The organism is Euzebyella marina (assembly GCF_003687485.1).
Classification (GTDB): domain Bacteria; phylum Bacteroidota; class Bacteroidia; order Flavobacteriales; family Flavobacteriaceae; genus Euzebyella; species Euzebyella marina.
Genome location: NZ_CP032050.1, coordinates 1135772 through 1158771, shown reverse-complemented (window position 1 = coordinate 1158771; position 23000 = coordinate 1135772). Strand labels below are relative to the sequence as shown.

Annotated in this window: 16 protein-coding genes and 1 tRNA gene; 6 read left to right on the top strand and 11 right to left on the bottom strand. The window is 39.7% G+C overall.

Going from position 1 to position 23000, the window contains the following annotated elements; all coding sequences use genetic code 11:
• Positions 1-3: 3 nt before the first annotated feature.
• Positions 4-1944 (top strand): RagB/SusD family nutrient uptake outer membrane protein, encoded by a 1941-nt coding sequence (locus D1013_RS04620; protein WP_121847764.1) that lies wholly within the window; start codon positions 4-6, stop codon positions 1942-1944.
• A 238-nt stretch (positions 1945-2182) separates the two neighbouring features.
• Entirely contained in the window at positions 2183-2641 is a 459-nt protein-coding gene (locus tag D1013_RS04615; RefSeq protein ID WP_121847763.1) for a hypothetical protein, read from the top strand.
• A gap of 2 nt (positions 2642-2643) precedes the next feature.
• Here D1013_RS04615 and D1013_RS04610 read toward each other — a convergent pair whose 3' ends face one another.
• The 6 genes from D1013_RS04610 to D1013_RS04585 form a co-directional block, all read right to left on the bottom strand.
• Entirely contained in the window at positions 2644-5403 is a 2760-nt protein-coding gene (locus D1013_RS04610; protein WP_121850602.1) for an outer membrane beta-barrel protein, read from the bottom strand.
• A 126-nt stretch (positions 5404-5529) separates the two neighbouring features.
• Positions 5530-6834 carry a ribosome biogenesis GTPase Der gene (gene der / locus D1013_RS04605; protein WP_121847762.1) on the bottom strand — a complete coding sequence of 435 codons (1305 nt, stop codon included), beginning with the start codon at positions 6832-6834 and terminating at the stop codon, positions 5530-5532.
• Between the two features lie 140 nt (positions 6835-6974).
• A complete protein-coding gene (locus D1013_RS04600) occupies positions 6975-8501 on the bottom strand; it encodes a choice-of-anchor I family protein (protein WP_121847761.1) in 1527 nt (508 codons plus the stop codon).
• Between the two features lie 84 nt (positions 8502-8585).
• Positions 8586-9473 (bottom strand): GTPase Era, encoded by an 888-nt coding sequence (gene era, locus D1013_RS04595; RefSeq protein WP_121847760.1) that lies wholly within the window; start codon positions 9471-9473, stop codon positions 8586-8588.
• A gap of 11 nt (positions 9474-9484) precedes the next feature.
• Positions 9485-9949 carry an RNA methyltransferase gene (locus tag D1013_RS04590; protein WP_121847759.1) on the bottom strand — a complete coding sequence of 155 codons (465 nt, stop codon included), beginning with the start codon at positions 9947-9949 and terminating at the stop codon, positions 9485-9487.
• On the bottom strand, positions 9939-11300 hold the full coding sequence (locus tag D1013_RS04585) for an alanine/glycine:cation symporter family protein (protein ID WP_121847758.1): 1362 nt from the start codon (positions 11298-11300) through the stop codon (positions 9939-9941). Before D1013_RS04585 ends, D1013_RS04590 begins: the two co-directional genes overlap by 11 nt.
• A 187-nt stretch (positions 11301-11487) precedes the next feature.
• On the opposite strand from D1013_RS04585, the gene D1013_RS04580 reads away from it, so the two are divergent.
• From D1013_RS04580 to D1013_RS04565, 4 genes are all read left to right on the top strand, one after another.
• Positions 11488-11560: transfer RNA gene (locus tag D1013_RS04580), tRNA-Met, on the top strand.
• A gap of 267 nt (positions 11561-11827) precedes the next feature.
• The gene (locus tag D1013_RS04575; RefSeq protein WP_121850601.1) at positions 11828-12748 is read left to right on the top strand and encodes an NAD(P)-dependent alcohol dehydrogenase; all 921 of its coding nucleotides are present in this window, start codon (positions 11828-11830) and stop codon (positions 12746-12748) included.
• Between the two features lie 160 nt (positions 12749-12908).
• Positions 12909-13388: a DUF2975 domain-containing protein gene (locus tag D1013_RS04570; protein WP_121847757.1), complete on the top strand. Its 480-nt coding sequence runs from the start codon at positions 12909-12911 to the stop codon at positions 13386-13388.
• A 2-nt stretch (positions 13389-13390) separates the two neighbouring features.
• Entirely contained in the window at positions 13391-13600 is a 210-nt protein-coding gene (locus D1013_RS04565; RefSeq protein ID WP_121847756.1) for a helix-turn-helix domain-containing protein, read from the top strand.
• Positions 13601-13765: 165 nt separating this feature from the next.
• Here the strand turns inward: D1013_RS04565 and D1013_RS04560 are convergent, their stop codons facing one another.
• The 5 genes from D1013_RS04560 to D1013_RS04540 are packed head-to-tail and all read right to left on the bottom strand — an operon-like array spanning position 13766 to position 22988.
• A complete protein-coding gene (locus D1013_RS04560; protein ID WP_121850600.1) occupies positions 13766-15175 on the bottom strand; it encodes a sulfatase family protein in 1410 nt (469 codons plus the stop codon).
• A gap of 60 nt (positions 15176-15235) precedes the next feature.
• Positions 15236-18601, bottom strand: a complete 3366-nt coding sequence (locus D1013_RS04555) for a VCBS repeat-containing protein (protein ID WP_121847755.1) — start codon at positions 18599-18601, stop codon at positions 15236-15238.
• Positions 18598-20034 (bottom strand): carbon starvation CstA family protein, encoded by a 1437-nt coding sequence (locus tag D1013_RS04550; protein ID WP_121847754.1) that lies wholly within the window; start codon positions 20032-20034, stop codon positions 18598-18600. Before D1013_RS04550 ends, D1013_RS04555 begins: the two co-directional genes overlap by 4 nt.
• Before the next feature lie 42 nt (positions 20035-20076).
• The gene (locus D1013_RS04545; protein ID WP_162987810.1) at positions 20077-21198 is read right to left on the bottom strand and encodes a hypothetical protein; all 1122 of its coding nucleotides are present in this window, start codon (positions 21196-21198) and stop codon (positions 20077-20079) included.
• Positions 21195-22988, bottom strand: coding sequence for an FAD-dependent oxidoreductase (locus D1013_RS04540; protein WP_121850599.1), 1794 nt, complete (start codon positions 22986-22988; stop codon positions 21195-21197). Before D1013_RS04540 ends, D1013_RS04545 begins: the two co-directional genes overlap by 4 nt.
• Positions 22989-23000: the final 12 nt, after the last annotated feature.

Genomic DNA, 23000 nt, shown 5'->3' with positions numbered 1-23000 from the left:
AAAATGAAAAATATAATAAAATCAAAAGCATCTAGATATTTGGTCTTGGCGCTGCTATACTTGGCAAGTTCGTGTAATGACGATTTTCTGGACGAGGAACTCACTACCCAGAGAAGTAATGAATTTTACACTACAGAGCAGGGTATTCAACAATTGGCCATCGGAGCGTATTACCGCGTTTTGGCTTCTACATTTTCATCCGAACAACAATTTGGCACCACCAACTATGGTACCGATGAATTTCATGTTGGGGGTGACGATACGAACAGCCAATGGAACAATTATGACAGTAGGTTCAATTCTATCATTCCCACAACGAGAACAACGGCAGAAGAGCCTTGGGACAATTTTTATGTGGGTATCGGTCTGACCAATCAACTTATCAAATCGGCCACCGAAATAGAATCGGACAATCCAGAAATAAAAAGAACCGCTTTAGGTGAAGGATACTTTCTTCGCGCTTATAATTATTTGAAGCTCGTTAGACAATATGGTGGTGTGCCCTTAAAGCTCGATGTAAGTACAACTGTAGAGCTCGAATTTACCAGAGCTTCGGCAGAAGAGGTATTGGCGCAGGTAATCGACGATTTAACCAATGCGTATAATTTGTTGGATAATGGCGGTGCACCTGCCCGCATTACCAAAGATGCTGCAGCTCATTACTTGGCAAAGGCTTATTTGACAAGAGCTAGCGAAATCAACGATTCTTGGAACTCTTCTACCAAAGCTGCAGATTTAGATCAGGTAGTAGATCTATGTGACGAGGTTATTGCTAATCATCCCTTGGCTACAAATTTTCAACAACTTTGGGATTATACAGAGCCCGATGGCGATAATGAATTTTTACCGGAGCTTATTCTTTCTGCTCAATTTGGCAGGGATAAATCTTTAGAAACATCAAACTTTAGCACGGTACCTTTTACCTCCCGTTATGATGATCTTCAGATGATGAAAAGAGACTTGACCGGCATGCGCCCTTACAGTCGGTTGGCAGCTACCTACTTCACTTATGACGTTTACGACCACATAAATGATTCCCGTTTTTGGAAGACATTCAGAACCAAACACCGTGTCAACAGTGGTGGTACTTTTGATGGTGTCAATTATGTGGCAGGAGAAGATTTAGGTATCATGTACGTCATTAACTCACCTGATGATAACAGGTTCTCAAAGACCATCAACAACAACGACCCAAGCATTCTATATAATGGCAAGACCATACCTCATGTATTCGTTGCCTATGCAGCAGATGGAGTGGGCCTAATGGCAAACCCTAGGTTTCCGTCACTTAGCAAGCACTTTGATGCAGCCAGAACCTCTATCAACGACAACAGGGGCCTACGTGATGAAATATTGGCCCGCTCAGCAGATACCTATCTAATGGCGGCAGAAGCCAAAATTAGACAGAATGCTTTTGCAGAGGCGTTATCGTATATCAATGCGGTTAGAAACCGTGCCGCTTACAAAAGCGGTGAAGACCGAAGCTTTTATACTGATGGCGCAGCCGCGTATCCGACTTCTGAATTTACACAGCCCATTACTGATAATTCATTCATGCTTGAAAACTCGTATTACGAGTCGAATAACATTCCGGTGACAACAGATGCAACTGATTTGACTATTACCAGTACTGCCAGTTTACCTGAGGAAGATGAAGCGATTATTGCCACTTTGGGTTATGCAGGAGATTATGACCGTATGATGTGTTTACTCTTAAATGAGCGTTCCAGAGAGCTGTGCGGCGAATGGCACCGTTGGGAAGATTTAAGCAGAACTTTAACCTTGGTAGACAGGGTAAGAGCTTATAACCCTAACGCATCTTCTAACATTCAAGACTTTCATGTATTGCGACCTATACCGCAAACCTTTTTAGACGGCGTTTATACAGAAGGACGTACTTTGACCCCAGAGGAAAAAGAGAATATGCAAAATCCTGGTTATTAATCACAATTTAATATCAGATAATGCATATAAAATTTATTCGTGAACATTTTGAAAATGTACTTTTAAAGTTGACCGAATAAAACAAGTTTTAGTTAATTATGTGTCGGAAGGACATGTTTCTTAGAAGCATGTCCTTCTCTTGTTTTAAAGCTTGGAAATTCTAGATCAAGCTTTTACCGAAAATAGGGAAACTATGAGCAACCTTTTTCAGTTTTCGGCATCCACCAAATAAAAGTTCATGATGAAGTATGTTGTTTTAATTCCCATGTTTTTATTGGCATTCTGTTCTTCAGATGATGACTCAGTCGATAACTGTCTTGCTGCCGATTGCATAGCCAACTTCACTCACCTTTATATCAAATTGATTCAGGAAACCTCCGATAAAAATGTTTTAAGTGATGACATCTATTCCCTTGATGATATTTCCATTTCAAGTGATATTGCTTATAGCCTCGAAACTCAGTCGGTTCTAGAAGAAGAAGTGCTGGCCATCACTCAAAAAGAATGGGGTTTGGCCAATTATGACCTCACACTCAAAGTTGGTGAAAATGAACCTGCCCAAATACGATTTACCTTGGCAAAAACCGGTAAAATGGGTTGCTGTAGCAATCTACTGTATATTGAAGCGCTTTATTTAAATGATACCCTTCTTAGCACTGGCGAATACTATCCTATTTTGACCGTAATGGTCAAATGAACTTACAAGCTTCTGAACCGGCCCCCTCTAGAAGGTTTTGCACCACCGAATTGATCGAACTTATAAGTAAAACTTCCCATAAAATAACGTTTGAGAACGGTACCCTGAAAATCTTGGATGAAATCTTCACCCGTTGTTCTACGCGTATTGATGTTCTGATCTAGAAGGTCATAAGCCAGTATTTTAACCGTAGCCTTTTTCTTTAGTATCTCGAGACCTAAACTCATATTCCAAAAAACCGCGTCTTTTCTAAAACCCGGTCCTACGTTGCCATTATAAGAGTAGCGAATATCGTTACCAAAAATCACGTTCTTTGGCCAATAGGTGGTCAACCTTAAAGAGGCATTTTGAGAAGTAAATTTGACATCTTCTACATTATCGAGATTGTACTTGGTATTATTGAACGAAATACCATACCCAGGTTCAAACTCGACCATCTCTTTGTAATTGATTGTGGTTGATAAATAGGGAGAAACATCTAGGCTTTTTGCTTCTAACCGAACATTGTTCGTCAAACTTACCTGTCTACTAAAATTCATTCCTGGGCGAAGGTTGAACTTGGCACTAAAGACACTGTCTTTTTTGACCTCTTTGGAGTAACCGAAACCGGCCCAACCATTATAATTACCGTCAATATTGGCAAAACGGGTGGTTCTCAAAAAGTTTTCATCAGTGGTTGAAATGGCTGAAACGCGGTCATTTTGAAATTCTACTTGAGCATAGGCATAGACCCCTGTACGTTCTTTCCAATTAAAGTCATTGTAATTGATATTGATATTATGATTTATTCCAGGAGATAGACCAGGGTTACCGATGACGATATTTAACGGGTTACTTACATTCGGAATGGGTTGAAGTTGATTGACCGAAGGCAAATTCAAATTAGAGCGGTATCTGGCGAACAAACGCTTGTTACTACCAAACGAGTAGCGTAATCTGGCGTTGAACAAAAGGTTTTTATACGATTTAGAAAAATTGGAATCTTGTAAAAAATCTTCGTTGCTCAGTTTGGTGAACTGATATTCGGCCGCCACTCGAAAGTTCAGTTTTTCCCCGTTCCTTCTAAATCCGATGGACGGCGTCTGCTGAATGTTCTTAAAATTAAAGTTGGAACTCAATTCTTCGTTAAAAAGGCTGTACTCACCAACTTCTTCATCAAAATCATTAACCAGTTTACTGTTCACCCGATTATCATGACTGTACTGATATTCAAAATCAAGAAAGTTCTTTTCCGAAATGGGATGGCGGTATTCCCCTTGAAGTTCATACCCATCTCTTTTATTACTGACTTCAGAGAGTTGATCCAACTCTTGAATATTAGCATTCTCGCCAAATACCTCTCTTAAAGAATTAAGGTTAGAAACATTACGATCTTCGTTATTCGTATTAGAAAAACCGAAACTCACAAAACGACCCAAGGTATCTAGCTTCTTGATAATGTTCAATCGGTTTGAAAAATTTCTCTGAAAACCATCATCGGTGGTCGTTCGGTTGTTACTATTAATCATATTGCCCGCTTCATCTGTTGTTACGGAACTGTTTAAATTATAGCTTTCCGTTCGGTTAACGCTCATTGAAGGCTGTAAAGAAATACGAAGCGTCTCATCAATATCAAATTCAAGGTTGGCCGAACCTCTATTCGAATTCGAGGTACCGCTAAAATTGCTCTCGCTATCTGAATAAAACCTACCATCTGGCAATATGTTTTCTCGGCTTGTCATCTGGTCGTTAAAAGAATCGCTGTATCCGAAGAAATAATTACCATCTATTTCGTATTTGCCCTTTTCGGCATTGGCGTAACTGGCCCCCGCATTCGAACTAGTGGTAATTCCGTTACCAAAATTATTCAACAACCCACTCTCACGTGCACCATCATAACCTCCTCTCGTTCTTCCGACCATATCATAAATTTCATCAAAAGAAAACCCAGAATTATTGATGTTGTTCGAACTGGCTATAAAGCTCACCCTTTCAGTATCGTTAAAGTAATTCACGAGCCCGTTCAATTGGTAGCGTTCGTCGGTACCATAACCTGCGGAAACGCGCCCCATGATACCTTTATTCTTGTCTTTTTTTATGGTAAGGTTAATTGTTTTGCTTTCACCATCGCCTTCTTCTCCGGTAAATTCTTGTGTTTTTGTCTTGGTATCGGTAATCTGTATTTTATCGATTACTTCTTTTGGGAGACTTTTGGCAGCCACTTTGGGGTCGTTACTAAAGAACACTTGTCCATTGACCAAAACCTGGCTCACTTCTTTACCATTCACCGTAATTTTTCCGTCACTATCGACATCGACCCCCGGAAGCTTTTTCAGCATGTCTTCAACATTGGCATCGGGCCTTGTTTTGAAAGAATCGGCGTTAAACTCCAAAGTATCTTTTTTAACGGTTATCGGCACCCGTTCACCAACTACGTTCACCCCTTCTAACTGTTGGGCTTGCGCCTCTAGTTGAACCGTACCGAGTTTGGTTTCCGGTTTCAGGTCAATTTTCATGACCAAAGTCTTGTATCCATTATATGAAAAGAAAAGATTGACAGATTTTAAAGAGGTGCGATCTTCCAGTTCAAAAAAACCATTGACGTCAGATATGGTATAGGCTACCAAGCTGCTGTCTCTAGGAGATTCTGCATAAACGGTCGTAGACTCTAATGGTAATTGCGAATCGGAATCTTTGACAGTTCCGGTAATTTTAAACTCTTGTGCCGATAAAATGGGGGTAAAAAAAATGCACAGTACAAAAGCTTTGAAGGCTTTGTGCATGAAATTTTGGTTTAGTGGTTTGAAAATTTTGGTCCAAACCAAAAGTAACCGAAGTCAAAAGAAGACCTGCTTCCCTTAACAAAAGTTTGTGCTTTATAACAAAATGTTAGAATCTAACCGGTTAGATTATTTTTTACGCATGAATATGGAAACCGGCACTCCGGTGAAATCAAAGTTCTCTCTAAGCTTGTTTTCCAAAAAGCGTCTGTAAGGGTCTCTAATGTACTGCGGTAAATTACAGAAAAACGCAAACTGCGGGTATGGCGTAGGTAACTGCGTGATGAACTTAATTTTTACGTATTTGTCTTTGTACGCCGGTGGTGGTGTTCGTTCAATGATAGGAAGCATTACATCATTCAACTGACGGGTCTTGATTTTTTTCGAACGGTTCTTATAGACATCGACAGCAGTTTCGATGGCCTTGTAAATTCGTTGCTTGGTCAGCGCCGAAATAAAAATAATAGGTACGTCGACAAATGGCTCGATAGCCTTTTTGATTTGCTTGGTATACTGTTTAACAGTATTGGTCTCTTTATCTTCTACCAAATCCCATTTATTGACCAAAATAACCACGCCCTTGTTGTTGCGTTGCGCCAGCCAAAATATATTTTCTACCTGCCCATCAAAACCTCTTGTAGCATCAAACAACAACAAACAAACATCGCTATGTTCAATAGCTCTAACGGACCTCATCACAGAATAGAACTCTAGATCTTCTTTGACCTTTCTTTTTCGACGGATTCCTGCTGTATCGACCAGATTAAATTCAAACCCAAAACGGTTGTATTTGGTATCGATACTATCACGGGTCGTACCGGCAATATCGGTAACGATATACCTATCTTCACCGATAAGGGCATTGATAAAGCTTGATTTACCTGCATTGGGTCTACCGACCACGGCAAACCTTGGCAAATCGGCCTCTTCATCATCTTTTTCAGGAAGCACCTCGACCAAAGCGTCCAGTAATTCGCCTGTTCCGCTTCCGTTGATACTTGACAAAGTATAATATTCGCCCAATCCCAGAGCGTAAAACTCAACAGCATCTTCGGCACGTTGCGCATTGTCAACTTTGTTAATGGCCAAGAAAACTGGCTTCTCAACCCTGCGCAAGAGCTTAGCGACATCTTCATCCATTCCCGTAACACCGGTTTCAACGTCGACCATAAAAATAATCGCGTCGGCCTCATCAATAGCCAATTCTACCTGACGGTCTATCTCTTGTTCAAAAACGTCATCGCTTCCCAATACATAACCTCCGGTATCTATGAGCGAAAATTCCTTTCCGTTCCAATCACTCTTGCCGTAATGGCGGTCACGGGTAACCCCGCTTACCGCATCGACAATAGCTTCCCTTCTTTGAATAAGTCTATTAAAAAAGGTGGATTTACCCACATTCGGCCTTCCTACAATAGCAACAATCGCGCCCATACCACGTTAAATTTGGCGCAAAAATACTACATACCAATTATTTGCAGGTTCTTTTGCCTATATTTCTCGATAAGGGTACTTATGAAAAAAGAAACCCTCACGGAAAATTCCGCAAGGGTAACCCAAAAATGTACTAAAAATTAAGAGTTGATTTCGTAAATCGAAACCGTATTCGAGACTTCATTGGTAATGATCAACAAATCTTCTTTCGTTGGGCTCTTCTCTGCTGGCACCACTAGCAGCCCTTCTGGAGCAATGTCTTGGGCATCAAAAATCCAATTCAAAAATTCAGGCGCCGTTGGGTTGGTTATATCATATACCAAAACACCACCTGTACGCTCTAGCCCGACAAATAGTAAGGTCGACCCACCTACTTTCAGCGTAGTTACGGCTTCAGGTTCCGCTCCTTTATCATCGCTTCGGCCATCTGCCTCCCCTTCATCTGCATTAAAAAATGCAGGGGCAATCTCAAAGGTTTGGCGCCCTATATCGTCGCCACTATCGTAAACCAAAGTACCATAGGTATCCCAAATAGAGAACGAACGGGCACCGTACGAATAGATTTTATCATAGTCTCCATCACCATCTATATCACCATTGGCCAAAGTCGTTTTTAGCCTTCCTAAATTCTCATCTTCTTGAAGCTCTTCGGCATTCGGGAATACAGTGGCATCAAGCTCTAGGTCTTTTACCCTTGCCTCTTCTGAATATCCATCATAATCCCGAGCATCTCCTTCATTGGCCGTAATTAGATAATTGGTTCCTTTTATCTTTGCAAATGTGATGGCATCAGGCATATAAAAACCGTAGACGGGCCAATTCTGAAAGTTACCTACGATACCGTCATCATTGCTGGCATCTAATTGGTTTTCAGGAAGCGAATGGTCTTTTACACCAAGCCCATACACTTCTTTAATGACCATTGATTTTAAATCGACCACTGCCATTCCGTTATTCTCTTGCAGGGTTACATAGGCATATTTACTATCATCTGAAATAGCCACATATTCAGGTTCGATATCTTGGGCCAAGTTGGCTCCAGGGCCAAAAACCCTAAAATCGTTGCCAATGCCCTCTTTCGTAAAGTTGGTAAAAAACAAGGTGCCGATTTCTTTCTTTTTCAAATCGATCACGGTTATAGACCCTTCGGGATCAACCGTATAATCATCATTAGGTTCACCTTCATTGGCAGCAACGATATATTTACCATTAGGGGAAAAGGTAACCATATCTGGCAACGCACCAGCAGTGTAAGTTTCCAACAATTGCAACGATTCGGTATCATAAAGAGCTATCGACCCGTTGGCCTGCTTGTTCGGGTTCTCTACGGCCACCGCCAATACACCCTCATGCACATCAACACTATTCGGTGTTCCCGTTAGAGAAATACCTGATTGCTTAACTGCTGAAGAAGGATTGGAGATATCCCATACGGAGACTTCTCCGTCGTTCGGATTAACGATAAACAACCTTTTGGTCTTATCATCATAAGCGCTAATCTCGGCAAAGCCTTCATCGCCGGTTCCGTTTATAAAAGTGCCGATTTTAGTGAATTTAAGCCCCGACAATCCTTTATCAGGCTCTTCGCCAGGGTGCCCTATGTAATCTTTAATACATGAGGAAAGAAAAACGCCCGCCATGAGCGCAATTACTAGTGGTTTTTTCATTTTCAGTGGTGTTATTTAACTTTTACGAAAATGAAAAACCATCGTAACCAGAACGTAATCTTATCTATAAGCTATAGTTATGAATCAATTTTGATTGTAACCGAAGCGCTTGAGTTGCCTCATATCGCTTCGCCAGTTTTTGTTCACTTTTACATAAAGCTCGATATGAACTTGCTTACCGAAAAACTGCTCTAGATCTTTACGCGCCTCTACCCCTACTTTCTTTAGGGCAGCCCCTTTGTGACCTATAATGATGCCTTTTTGGGAATCACGCTCTACCATAATGACTGCTCGCATTCGAATAATATCATCATCTTCAAGAAACTCTTCCGTTTCTATTTCTACCGCATAAGGAATCTCTTTTTTGTAGTGAAGAAGAATTTTTTCACGAATGGTCTCATTCACAAAAAACCTTTCAGGCCTATCGGTCAATTGGTCTTTAGGGTAGTAGGCAGGCCCCTCGGGAAGCAATTCGATGATGCGCTCAAATACATTTTTGATATTGAAATTACTCAAGGCCGAGATAGGATGCAATTCAACCGTAGGAAGCAACTCTTGCCAGTACTGTACCTGCTCTTCCAACAATTCTTGGGTGGCCGTATCTACTTTGTTCAATAGAAGAAGTACGGGTATTTTGCTATTTTTTATTTTTTCGAAAAAAGCTTCGTCCTTTAGAGCTTTCTCCCCTATTTCTACCATATAAATCAATACATCTGCATCTTCAAAAGCAGTCTTTACGAAGTTCATCATAGATGTTTGAAGCTCGTAAGCGGGTTTAATAATGCCTGGTGTATCAGACAATATCACCTGAAAATCATCTCCATTTACAATACCCAAAATACGGTGTCTTGTAGTCTGTGCCTTTGAGGTTATTATCGAAAGCTTCTCACCCACAAAGGCATTCATCAAAGTTGACTTGCCTACATTAGGGTTGCCGATAATATTTACAAACCCTGATTTATGTTCTCCCATGATTAATTCTATTAGCGCATTCGTGGTTTTGGTAGATTTCTATCGTACATAACAATGCTTCCTGCAACGGCAACATTCAAGCTTTTGGTCGATTTGAATTGGACCAAATGATGTGATTTTTCACAGGCTCTATTCGATAGACCGTGATCTTCAGCTCCTAATAAATAAACACATCTTCTGGGGTGATTAAAAGATTCTAAATCAACGGATCCATCTTTCATTTCAACCCCCACCAACATGGCACCTTTAGGTAAATTGGCGTAAAAATCATCAAAAGTCTCATAATGAAAATACGGCATTGCCTTAACCGCGTGATGCGTATCACTAGATTGCTTAGCATACCTGTTTCCTATGGTAAAAATAAAGCTTGCGCCAAGATTTTGGGCCGTGCGCCATAGCACCCCTAAGTTCTCGGGTGTTTTTCCGTTCTGAATGCCAATCCCAAAAAACTCATGTTCAAAATTATCAGTGCTCACCTTTCAACCTCTGAAAATATTTCTTTGCCTCTTTATTCACTTTAGGCGCCAACAAAAGTACGGCAATCATATTGGGTATGACCATTAATGCATAAGAAAGATCGATGAGATTTTTAACCAGTTCTAAAGATGCCACGGCCGCAAAAACAATCATAATTACGAAGTACCAGTTATACAGTTTACCGATTTTGGGATTCGTTAAAAACGATAGGCACTTTACCCCATAGTAAGAATAGGTGAATAGTGTAGATAGAGCAAACGCAGTAACAATTAGCATCAACAGGTCATCGCCATAACCGAACAATGTCTTTTCAAATGCGGAAAGTGTCATAACAATTCCGCTACTATCTTCTAAATAAGCGCCACTTAGAATAATCACGACCGCCGTAAAGGTGCAAACCAAAATAGTATCTATAAAGGGGCCTAACATGGCCACCAAACCCTCTTTGATAGGGCTATCAGTTTTCGACTGCCCGTGATACATGGGCGCACTACCAAGACCGGCCTCGTTAGAAAACATGGCCCTGCGTATACCGATAATGACCAGCCCCCAAAATCCGCCGGTTACCACAGTCTTAAAATTCCAAGCTTCGGCAAATATCATTTTAAGAGAGGGAATAATTTGAGATGCATTGAGCGACATAACCACCACGACGGCAATGAGATAGACCAATACCATAAATGGCACAATAGCAGAAGCCACTTTAGCAATTTTTGTAAGTCCACCGAAAATCACAAATGAAGTAATAATGGCCAAAACGACACCTATGCCCAATTGCCAATTAAAATCGCCAAAATTGGCAATAGATTCATTTGGCTCAACCACGCTCATAAAAGTCTCGGTAAACTGATTGGCCGTAAAGACACCTAAAAAACCAAAGAGTCCACAAATCGCAAAGAATACGGCCAAAGGTTTTGCCTTTTCTCCCAAACCTTTGGTTATATAATACATCGGCCCGCCCTGCAGTTTTCCATCGGCGTCTGAAGATCGGTACATAACCGCAAGACTACAGGAATAGAACTTGATACACATGCCGATCAAGGCGGTAACCCATATCCAAAAAACAACGCCAGGCCCACCATCATGAATGGCAATGGCGACCCCAGATATATTACCAAGACCAACGGTCGCGGCCACTGCAGCAGAAAGAGCCTGAAATGAGCTCACATCGCCTTGCGCCGATTTATCATCGTATTTACCGGCTGTAATAGCAATGGCGTGGCCAAAAAAACGATAGGGCAAAAATTTAGAGTACGCGACCAAGAAAAGTCCGCCACCAATTAAAAGTATAAACATGGGCCACTCGGTGAATGGTAAGGCCCTTGCAATAAAGTCGTTGATTATCTCCATAAAATGTATAGCAAGTCTCGAAGGTATGCATTTTAAGTATTTATGAAGGTAGTTAAAAAAGATTCTGCAACAAGTTTTGATAATACCATAAAACAGTTGTATATTTGTCGCCCGTTACGAATAGTAGCGCTCTTCTCGGCAGTGTCATGAACTGCAGTAGTAATTGCAAGAGAGAAGAAACCCACATCGCGGGGTAGAGCAGTAGGTAGCTCGTCGGGCTCATAACCCGAAGGTCGCTGGTTCGAGTCCAGTCCCCGCTACAAAGCCAAAAGCCATCAATCTTTGTTGATGGCTTTTCTTTTTTCTAATACTGCGGTTTATAGGAAAAAGTGAATTACCATAATGATTTTAAGTCTATCACTTCCTAATTGCAATTTTTGTACTTTACTAGCCATAACTTAGAAACTTGGCCTGCGCTTTGACGAGAAAATGTCAAAGCCAAATTTACCTCCCCCTTTTCATTTTGCCAAGATTCTTTGTAGCCCCTTTAACATATGGCCTTTAAAGGCTTAGTCGAATATTTGATTATGAAAGCAGTTGTATACAAACAATATGGCCCGCCCCATGTTTTGATATTGATGGATATCGAAAAACCAACAGTCAAAAAAAATGAAATTCTGGTAAAGATTTATTCTACCACCGTTACTTCAGGCGATACCAGATTACGCGCCAGTAACTTTCCCCCTATAGCATGGTTATTCGTTCGCTTGATCTACGGGCTGTTCAAACCTAAAAAAGAAATTTTAGGGCATGAATTTTCCGGAGTTGTAGAAGCGGTAGGTAAAGATGTTACTTTATATAAAATCGGAGACGAAGTTCTTGGCACCCCAACCACTCTTTCGACCGGTTCGTATACCGAATATATAAGTGTACCGGTAGTAAGAAAAAAGGGGGTGCTTGGCAAAAAACCGAAAAATTTAGATTTTAACGAAGCAGCCGCTCTACCTGTAGGGGGTATGACGGCCCTATTCCTTCTTGACAAAGCTGGCCTTAGTAAAGGACAAAATGTTTTGGTTTATGGTGCATCAGGTAGCGTGGGTAGCTTTGCCGTGCAAATTGCCGAAAGCCAAGGCGCCAAAGTTGTGGCCGTTTGCAGTGGCTCTAATTTCGAAATGGTACAATCTCTCGGAGCCGACAGTGCTATTGACTATCACCAAAATGATTTCACACTGATCAACGAGAGGTTTGACATCGTTTTTGATGCGGTCGGCAAGATAACCAAATCGCAGGCAAAGAAAGTATTGAAGCTGAATGGTAGCTTCGTTTCAATCAACGCCATCACGAACCCCAAACAAGAACATTTGAACCGCCTACTTGAACTTACCAAAGAAGAAAAAATCAAACCCTATATAGACCGGTGCTTTTCAATTTCTGAAATAGTAGCTGCCCATGAGTATGTTGATCAAGGAAGAAAAAAAGGGAACGTAGTGGTTGAGGTAGCACACTAAAGGCTCCTTATGCCCTTACTATTTAAAAGGATTATAGTAAAAACCATTTTTCAAATTTCTTACTAAGAATCATTTTCAATTTTATTGAAATACAAATTATTTTTATTGAATATCAATAAAAAATTGTAATCTTGTCTTAGATTTTATTCTAAGTGTAGTTATGAAAAAAACTTCTATCAGGTTTCTTCAGTCGGGCGTTGTTCTTCTGGCCATCGTCACCCTTATCATATTGATTCGATTTCCGATGCTCGAAGGCAGAGCCGAGAATTTAGACTTATTACATATTTATATGGACCCCTTAATTTTATATGGATATCTAGCATCCATAGCATTTTTTGTGGCTTTGTATAAGGCTATCAAACTTCTAGGATATATTGGTCAAAATCGACTGTTTTCCCTCACCTCATTGAGAACCTTAAAAAGTATTAAGCATTGTGCGATTATTGTCAGTATCGCTATTGCTCTTGCGGCCATTTATGTACGGATATTTCATCATAAAGATGATGACCCTGCTGGGTTTCTGGCTATGTGTATAGTATCCTCATTTGCATCCATATCAGTGGCTGTTGCGATAAATGTTTTAGAAAGAATCTTGCAGAACGCTATTGACATGAAATCAGAAAACGAAATGACCATATAATTATGCCAATTATCGTAAACTTAGATGTCGTTATGGCGCAACAGAAGATTTCTCTCAACGAACTTTCAGATAGAGTGGGTCTTACCTTATCAAACCTATCAATTCTAAAGACGGGCAAAGCCAAAGCCGTACGTTTCAGTACGTTGGAAGCAATCTGTCAAGCCTTAGATTGCCAGCCGGGCGATATCTTAGAATACTCTGATGAAGAATAGGGATTAGGTCTAATTGGCACACAAATGTGAGAAAGCAAAGCTTAAAGCTCTCGAAGACATCGCCATTAAACAAATATTTTAAAAACTTTACAACCCTTTTTAAATGTGCGACACCATACTTTTCCTATGGACCAATTAGGTGCATAAAGACTATTTTTCCTTCATCTAAAAGGGTCCGCTAGCATCAATTAAATCAGCCTTATGTTTTAATCCGGGCATAACCCCGCGAGTTTGAAAACCTTCTTCAATTCGGCTTCCATCGTCTCGAGTGTACCAGTCTCCTGTAAGATTATCGGGTATAGAATCACCTGTTTCTATCATCCACTTTTCTAAAATCGTTCTAAGAGTTATATGAATGTCTTGATAAGTGTTATTTCCTAACAAATTGTCATACTGATTTGTATCAGTCGATAATTTAAAGAGCTCTTCCATTGACCGTGGTTTCAGAAAAACATCATTTTGCGCCTCCGTAAGGCTTCCATCTATTTTTTCTTGTTTTAAGGCTTGAAATGATGGGCTCTTCAAGGCGTCTGCCGGCCCCTGATTAGCGTACTTGGGTCTTGAATTAAGAATATATAAGTATTCTGATGTTCTAATAACCCTTTCATGTGCTTCATGGTCATGCCAATTATGTTCACCAAAAGCATAGTTTCTAAAACTTGCCGCAGGATTTGTCAATAATTTTTTGAAGCTTCTGCCTTGAAAACTTTTTGGGGTTTCTGCACCACAAACTTCCAGAATTGTTGGAGCCAAATCCATTATACTAATTAAAGCTTTACTAACACCCTTTTTAATCTTATTCGGCCAGTGAGCAATAAAAGGTGTCTTTAGACCTGAATCATACATTCTGGTTTTATCTCTTGGAAACGGTCTCCCGTTATCCGCCATAATAAGAATAAGGGTATTATCATATTGCCCTTCTTTTTTTAACAAAGTCACCACTTGACCTATATGGTGGTCAAACCGTTTGATCTCATCATAGTATCGGGCTATATCAATTTTTGTAGGTCCATCATTCACCAAGGTTTTTGGCACCTCAACAGTCTCCGGTAAATGAGTTCCAGAAAAATTATTAGCACCCCACGGCCTGTGAGCATCCATGGATGCGAACCAAAAGAAAAATGGTCGGCTTTTATCTCGGTCTTTAAGTGCAGGTAACCACATGTCCTCTCCCCCATCTCCATTTGCCTTTCCATTATCATGAATTACATCGAAACCGTTTCGCAAAAGATCTCCCATGTGCCATTTACCTGCCTGGCCTGTGTGGTAGCCTTTATTTTTCAATTGTGAGGCAATCGAACTAAAATTTCTTTTTGGTTCCGTATGTAGTTCTGCAGCACCTGTATTATGAGGATATCGACCAGTCATGATACTAATTCTACTAGGACTACAGGAACTAGTTGTTAAAATGGCATTATCAAATCTAAGACCTCCCTCGGCCAACCCATCAATATTTGGTGTTTGAACATCTTTGTTACCATAGCATCCGAAGTCGTTCCAGCTAATATCGTCTGCTATGAATACGATGATATTGGGTGGTATGGTATCAAATGTTGGATTTATGCCGATTGACATTAATTCAAAAGGGAAAATTCCAAAAAAAAGAAAATATAAAATGGCTTTTTTCAGCATTACCTATTCATTGATTTCGAGCAAAAGCAGCCTATCATCATTTCTTGCCACTAAAATTGCTTCATCCCCTTTGTGTCCTAAAGATATAAATGATGCCCCCCTCACATCACCCCTAACAACTAGACCTGATGATTTAGAAGGAACTACTTCAAAATCAAATGCTCCAATATTACGAAGGTAATGCCCAAAACTTGCGTCGTTTCTAGGAGTTTCTACCTCTGACGCATATAAATTACCTAAAAGAACTAAATCCGTTCGATTACTATCATCATTATAATGAGGGAGAATTCTGTTAATCGAGGAAATTTGAATTTCGTTTGGCAGATGACGAAATTCAAAACGCTTATTATCTACATTTTCAAATATTCCACTGGCAAAGTTAGTTGCTTTCCTATGAATACTATTTGTTAGCCCATCACCATAAACTTCTTGTAAACTTGCCTTTGCGAAAGCGTCATAGGTCTCAAATTTCTTTTTAACAAAAGGCATTTGATTTGATGTACACTCTCTACCTCTTAAAGGATATTGTTTGTCACTTTGCTGGAAGCCCAATACAATATCGCTGGTACTATTCTTATCAAAATCATTTACATACAAATGAAACGGAGCGTCATGAGAAGCCTTATACTTGTAATTAAGCCCCAAATTACCTGCAAGAATATCTATATCTCCATCATCGTCGATATCACTGGGCACAATAGTATTCCACCAGCCAATTTGATTTTTTAACCCCCATAATTCTGATTTATTTGAAAATCGACCATCTTCATATTTAAATATGGATATGCCGCCCCACTCTTCTGAAATAAGCAGTTCCTTTATAGTATCCCCATCAATATCTATCCAAATGGCATCTGTGACCATCCCAAATTTCAACATTTCGGGAATCAATTCAGAAGTAACATCCTCAAATCTGATTTCTTCGGATTCTGACTTGTTTTCCAACAGATAGCTTTTTGCCGGCAACCCGTATTTTTTTGGAAGTAACCTGGAACCAACAAACAAATCAAGATCACCATCTTGATCGTAATCGTGAGCATCAACTGACATTCCGCTGGCCGTAAGAGTAGGCAAGGCCGAAGATACATTATGAAAATCACCTTTTCCTCCATTCAGGTACAGGCGATCCTGATAATAATCACTATCGGCTTCTTCTTCATTACCTCCGCTTACCACATAAAGGTCCTTATCTCCGTCACCATCGGCATCAAAAAACAAAGCGCTCGTATCTTCGTGATTTTTATCTTTTTCAAAGTCTGAAATTTTAAGAGGGTGAAAACTGGAATTTTCGTTTTGCAGATACAAAACCCCTTTTTGTCCTTTTGCTCCCCCAATATAAAAATCCTCCAAACCATCTCCGTTTACATCTGCTACGCTCAGGGCAGGCCCAAATTGAGACATTTTGTGAGGTAAAAGGGTCTCAAGCTCAAAATCGTTATAGTCATTTTCTGCATGGGTGAAATCAACACCACGACCTAAAGTGTTTTCCTTAAATATTGGGTTTAAATCATTCTGAGAGGGATATTCTTTGTTTGGATCATATACTATTTCTAACTTTTGGTTAGAGACTATTTCATTCAATACTTGGTATTTACCATTTGGCCATAATACAACAATAGAATCGATCATGGCATTATCTTTCAACCCAAAGTGCATAGGCCCGGCCATTGAAGATTGAAAACCTCTTGTGAAAAAATTTTCAGCCATACTTACATGACCTTTCGTATAAATGTTTACTCGTGCTCCCAGAGCATCCAAATTTTTCGGATATCCCTTAAGTGAAATGTCAATGTAGTTATTACTATCAGCGATATTTTCGTATAGGTGGGCAAAATCGTCAGTATTGTTAACCACTACATCAAGGTCTCCGTCATTATCAAAATCTGCGTAGGCGGCACCACTTGCAAAAGTTTCGGGCTGTTCCATATTCAATTTTTGAAAATTAAGATTCCCTAAGTTACGATAGAGGTAATTTTGCTTTGCCCTTTCAGGTAACCTATCCAATAAATCATCGATATGTTCGACCAGGTCAATTTTCTTCTTTCGTTTTCCCTCTTGGTATTTTTCCTCGAAATAATTCACAAAATCATTATTTCTAAAATCTCTTTTTATACCATTCGTAATGAACAAATCTCTATTTCCATCATTGTCCATATCAAAAAGTAGTGGTGCCCAACTCCAATCAGTGCTAGATACTCCCGCAATTTGCGCTACATCAGAAAAAATAGGAATACTTTCTTCAAGTAAAGCCCCATTGTTCAGCTGAAGGGCATTGTACATATATTGACTATGCAAACCTAAATCTTCTACCTTATAAAAATTGGCCACGTTCATACCGCTCATACTGGTCTTCTGCGTATAATTATCTTCGGCCATCATATCTAAAGTCATTATATCAAGCAGGCCATCGTTGTTGATGTCTGCCATGTCGCTACCCATTGAAAAAGTAGATATGTGGTTAAACGCTTTCAACGAAACTTCTGAAAAAGTTCCATTTTTATTGTTTAGATATAAATGGTCTTTTTCGTAGTAATCATTACTCGTGTAAACATCAGGCCATTCATCATTATTGACATCTCCAATGGCAACGGCGAGACCGAACCCTAGATTATTACTTACAATACCGGTGTTTGCTGTTACATCTATAAAAAAACCATTATCGTTTCGAAAAAGTTTTTCGCCAATTCTATCTGAACTCTCTTTTTGTATTTCCTCAATATTTTCAAGGTCATACGTCTCGATATTATGATTGACCAGAAACATATCTAAATCACCATCTTTATCATAATCGAAAAAACTGGCCTGTGTGGAGTAATGCGGTAAATCTAATCCGTAGGAAGCTGCATCTTCCTTAAACATCGGTAAGCCGTTGCTGTTTACACCTTGATTTATTAATAGTTCATTTTTCAATAGCTCATCGTCTTCAAACCTCCCCGATTTTAGAATATAAATATCTTTTAAACCATCATTATTGATATCAATTACGGATACACCTGTAGGAAAACCTCCTCTTCCTTGGGTATTTGATTGAACACTTACGTTTTTAAATTTCAACTTTCCTTGATTCAAATAAAGCTTGTTGGTTCTTAGGTTACTAATGAAGTAAACATCTTCTAGACCGTCATTATTAAAATCGGCTACCGCAACACCTCCCCCGTTATAGTAATATTCATAATAAAATCCGTTCATAGTAGTGGTCTCTTGAATTTTATTCATAAAATTCAATCCGGTATCCTCATAAGTCAATATTCGATAGATGGGCTTATTAATGTCTATACTTTTGAGTAGCTCTTCTGATGAGCTATTATCACCGCAAGAGTTCATCAGTAGGGCCATACCTACAACAAAAACAACATAAAATTTACTCATAGTTTTAAAGTCATTTTCTTTCTTTGAATGATGTGATGCCAAAATGCGACAGAAACCATTGCGGTCGCAATTGTTCCACCACAATAGCCCCAATTAATCGGTAACCCGAGCCCCTCGGGTGCAACAAGAATATAGGTCGTCGTGACCATCGTCATAAATAATGCAGGTAAAAAGGAAATCAAAAAAAGTTTGTTCTCATAAACCAAATAAGTGGTTACCGTCCAAAGAACGACCGTTGCCAAAGCTTGATTACTCCAAGCGAAATACCTCCAAATAATTCCGAAATCTATTTGGGTCAAGAGAAAGGCAATGACAAATAACGGACCACTAATTAAAAGTCTGTTTTTCACCTTACCCTGATTGAATTTAAAAACATCACTTAGTATCAGACGAGCAGACCTGAACGCAGTATCTCCTGATGTTATTGGAGCGGCAACTATGCCCAACAACGCCAAAATACCTCCTATGCCGCCTAACATATTCAAAGAAATTTCATTCGCCGCCCAGGCTGCATTATTGTTATTTGCGCGCATAGAACTATTTAGCCCATCAACATCTCCAAAAAAAGCCATTGCTGCAGCAGCCCATATCAATGCTACCACACCTTCTGTTATCATGGTACCAAAGAATACTTTCTTGCCGAGGCGTTCATTCTTTATGCAGCGAGCCATTAAGGGGGATTGTGTAGCATGAAAACCTGAAATAGCACCACAAGCTATAGTCACAAACAAGATAGGAAACAAAGGCGTCGTTTCAGGATCTGAACTCATATTATACAAATTGGACACCACCAGTTCAGGAACCTCATAATCACCTAAAAAAAGTGCTATTAACAGGCCAACGGCCATGAATAGCATTGCTATTCCGAATATTGGATAGAACTTACTTATTAATTTATCTATAGGTAAAACTGTTGAGAGAATATAGTACACTAAAATAAAGCCAACCCATAGCCATACACCTATCGAATCTGGCACCATACCATTTAATATTTTTGCCGGACCAACGAGAAAAACAGTTCCCACAAAAATCAAAAGAATCACGGTAAAAATGCGCATCAAGTATTTGGCACCCGATCCAAGATAAATACCCACAATTTCACTTATGCTCAACCCATCGTGCCTTACTGAAAGCATGCCTGACATATAATCGTGTACAGCACCCGCAAAAATGCTTCCCAAAACGATCCAAAGAAAAGCAGATGGCCCGAACATTGCACCAGATATGGCTCCAAATATGGGACCCAGACCTGCAATATTTAAAAATTGAATCAAAAATACCTTCCAAGTAGGCAAGGGTAGGTAATCTACATTATCGCGCAGCCTGTGAGCAGGAGTTTTATTATCCTTGAGGCCAAATACCCTTTCTACAAACCTGCCGTATAAAAAATAGCCGGCAATTAAGGCTAAAATGGAAATAATAAGAGAAACCATGATTAATTATAATAGAAAAGCTCTACGGCTTTAGAACTTTTCTCATTCAACATAATCTTCTAAAAAATTATCAACCAAATAGTTATAAGTCTCATTGGGGTCATCGGCAAATGATTTTAGAGATTCAATTAGAACTTTATCGATACCCTTAGTATTTGACAAATGATTTAAATATTGCTTCAATTGGTTTTTGGTCATTACCCCAAGATTTTTGGACAACTCATAGATAATAGTCAAAGGAGCCATTGCTATTTTTTCAAGCAACAAACTCCTCGAGTTGATGTCTAAATCAGAGAAACAATTCCAAAAAGGTGTTTGTAAGGTTTCATTTTCCCAAAATGAGCTTGGTACATTTTTAACTATGTAACTTCTTACCAGAGGTATTCCGTCTTTAAATATGGCGGCAATCTGCTTATAGTTCTTTTCATATTGAGCCTTTGAGAATCTTTTAAGTACAAATATCTGATAGTCTGGATTATCTACTGATAACATAGAAACCAACTGATCCTCGCTCAAACCCTTAACCGTAAGTTCTCGTATTTGGTTCTTAACGACGCCATGCACTATGTGCCATGCCGTATAGCAAGAATATAATGCTCCTGAAACGACGGATTCCTTAACTTCTTTTATCGTTGCACCTGCGACAGCATCAACATTCTCATTTTCTGAAACTTGCGGCTTTTTGACAAGTTCATCAACTTTTCTACGTTTTAGAATCGAGTTATCATCCAACAAAAGTTGATGTAGCTTAAGGTAATCGGCATACACAAACTCATCATGGTCGTGTTTTGTAAGTGGACTCTGTTGATAACTATCAAAACCTGCATATCCTCCAAGTAAGGTCCAATAAAACCGAATGTCCATTAAGCGACAATCACCATCTGCACAAACCGGTGTAGAGATATCTGAAACATAAATAATTATTGTACCTGAACTATCTTGTAGTGCCTTGACAGGTTTTAAACCTAAAGAGTCGACCTTAATACTCAAATTGGTTTCCTTTTCAACAAGTTGAGTTCCCGGTTGCCAGGGTAAAATAAAAAATTGTGGCTTTTCAAGTTGTTGGCCACCAGCCCACTTATTATTTGAAAACGAATTGACCCTATCAAACTGCGACCATGACATGTGCACGGCAAAAAAGAATATGACCGCAATTAGTTTCATTGTTTTGAAGCTGGAATTTTCAGATACTTTTGATCTTCTATCAATTTCAAGTACTCATTGAGATACCCAACATAAACATCTCGCGGGTTTACATCGTATTTTTTACAAAGCGATGCGGCTAGGCCTACAGCTGCACCCATTTGACCTGTGGTACGCATAACCCTCGGGCCGCCGAGCCCCACATGTGAGGTACTAAAATTTCTACCCGCCATAAATAGATTAGTAATATTCTTTGAATAAAGGCTTCTGTAGGGGATGTAATATTTTGGTGTTTTAAAGAACAAAGCCTCAGAAATGAAATCAGGATTCTTCTCATTTTCCAAAACAGTTTGATAATGTACGTCTACTTCCCTTGTTTCTTCCACCACCGCATCAGGAAATTTTGTGCCAGCTTTGGCATCGTTAAAGGTGAAAATATGGTCGCCTACCAACCTTCTTGACTCTCTTTTACCCACCAGATATGACACCCATTCTAATTTTCTATTGGCATTTTTAGGGTCTTTTTTGGCATTAGCGAAAGAACCATATATTGCCATTAACATGTGGTCTCTGATTTCTTCTGCATCATCAATCTGATTCAAATCGTTTCTACTGAACTCCCATTGCCATTCACCGTTTATTTCTTGATATTTTTTGGCTACAGTCATTGCCCAAGGCACCTCAGGAAATTGCTGTTCTTGTTCGGTCTCTTTTGACCCCCATAATACCGAAGAGCCCATTACAGCGTTGTCAGCCTCTTCCGGGCTCCATAGTTCGCCCCACTCTTCCCAATCTTCTCCATACTTATCAACGCTCTCCCTCCCGTATGAAAATTCTGCTCCCGCCCAATAGCCTATCCATCCGTCGCCCGTCGAATCAACGAAATATGGGGCCGAAAATCTTTTTCTCTCTCCTGTCTTTGTTTGACGTGCATCAACATATTTTATAGTTTCTTCCTCAGTCACTGCATCGTAGGCCCTCCAATTAAGATAAAGATGAATATTCTTATAACTTTTGACATTATCATCCCTTTTTTTCTGGTCAATCTTAGCATCGGCTGAGCCATTTGGGTAATGTTCGGTATCCAACTTTTTAAGAATACGCTCGAAATGCCCGTAAATTCCCAGCGTATGAACTCTTATTTCACTACTGGCGTTACCTCCCAACACTGGTCTATCATGAATCAAGGCTACTTTCATTCCCTGTTCTGCAGCTGCAATGGCAGCCGCACAACCTGCAATGCCACCTCCTGTTACAACCAAATCATAATCTTCCGATTTAGCAGGCTTGTTCGGTTCTTGAGCTATTTTGGCCCTCCATTCTGCCAGGTTTTTAGGAGATGAGGGCGGTGAGATTTTTTTACTAGAAAAATATACAGCATCACACCGACCATTGAATCCAGTAAAATCAATCAATTCAAGCTTTGCCGTTTTAGTATCTAAATTTATTGAACCTACATATTCCCAACCCCATCCGGAACGTTTACCGAGTTCATTTTCAAAGGCGTGACCATTGATTGTAAGCCCGAATCTGCCCGGAGCTTCCCAATCTCCAGGAGCCCAATTCATGGTACGAACCCATACGTGGTATTCTCCCTTTTTAGGAAACTCAACAGAGGTTACTGCATTGGCAACAGGTTCACCCATGCCGTGAGCCATTAAATAAGGTGAACCCATTTGTTCAACAAATTGAGGGTCAACTACCCACCCGCCAGGCTGATCAAAACTCTCGGCCTCGACAAGAAGTTCTTGTGCTGCACTGATTTGCACACAACTAGTAATAATGAGTACCAATCGAAAAAGCATATTCATATTATTTATTTT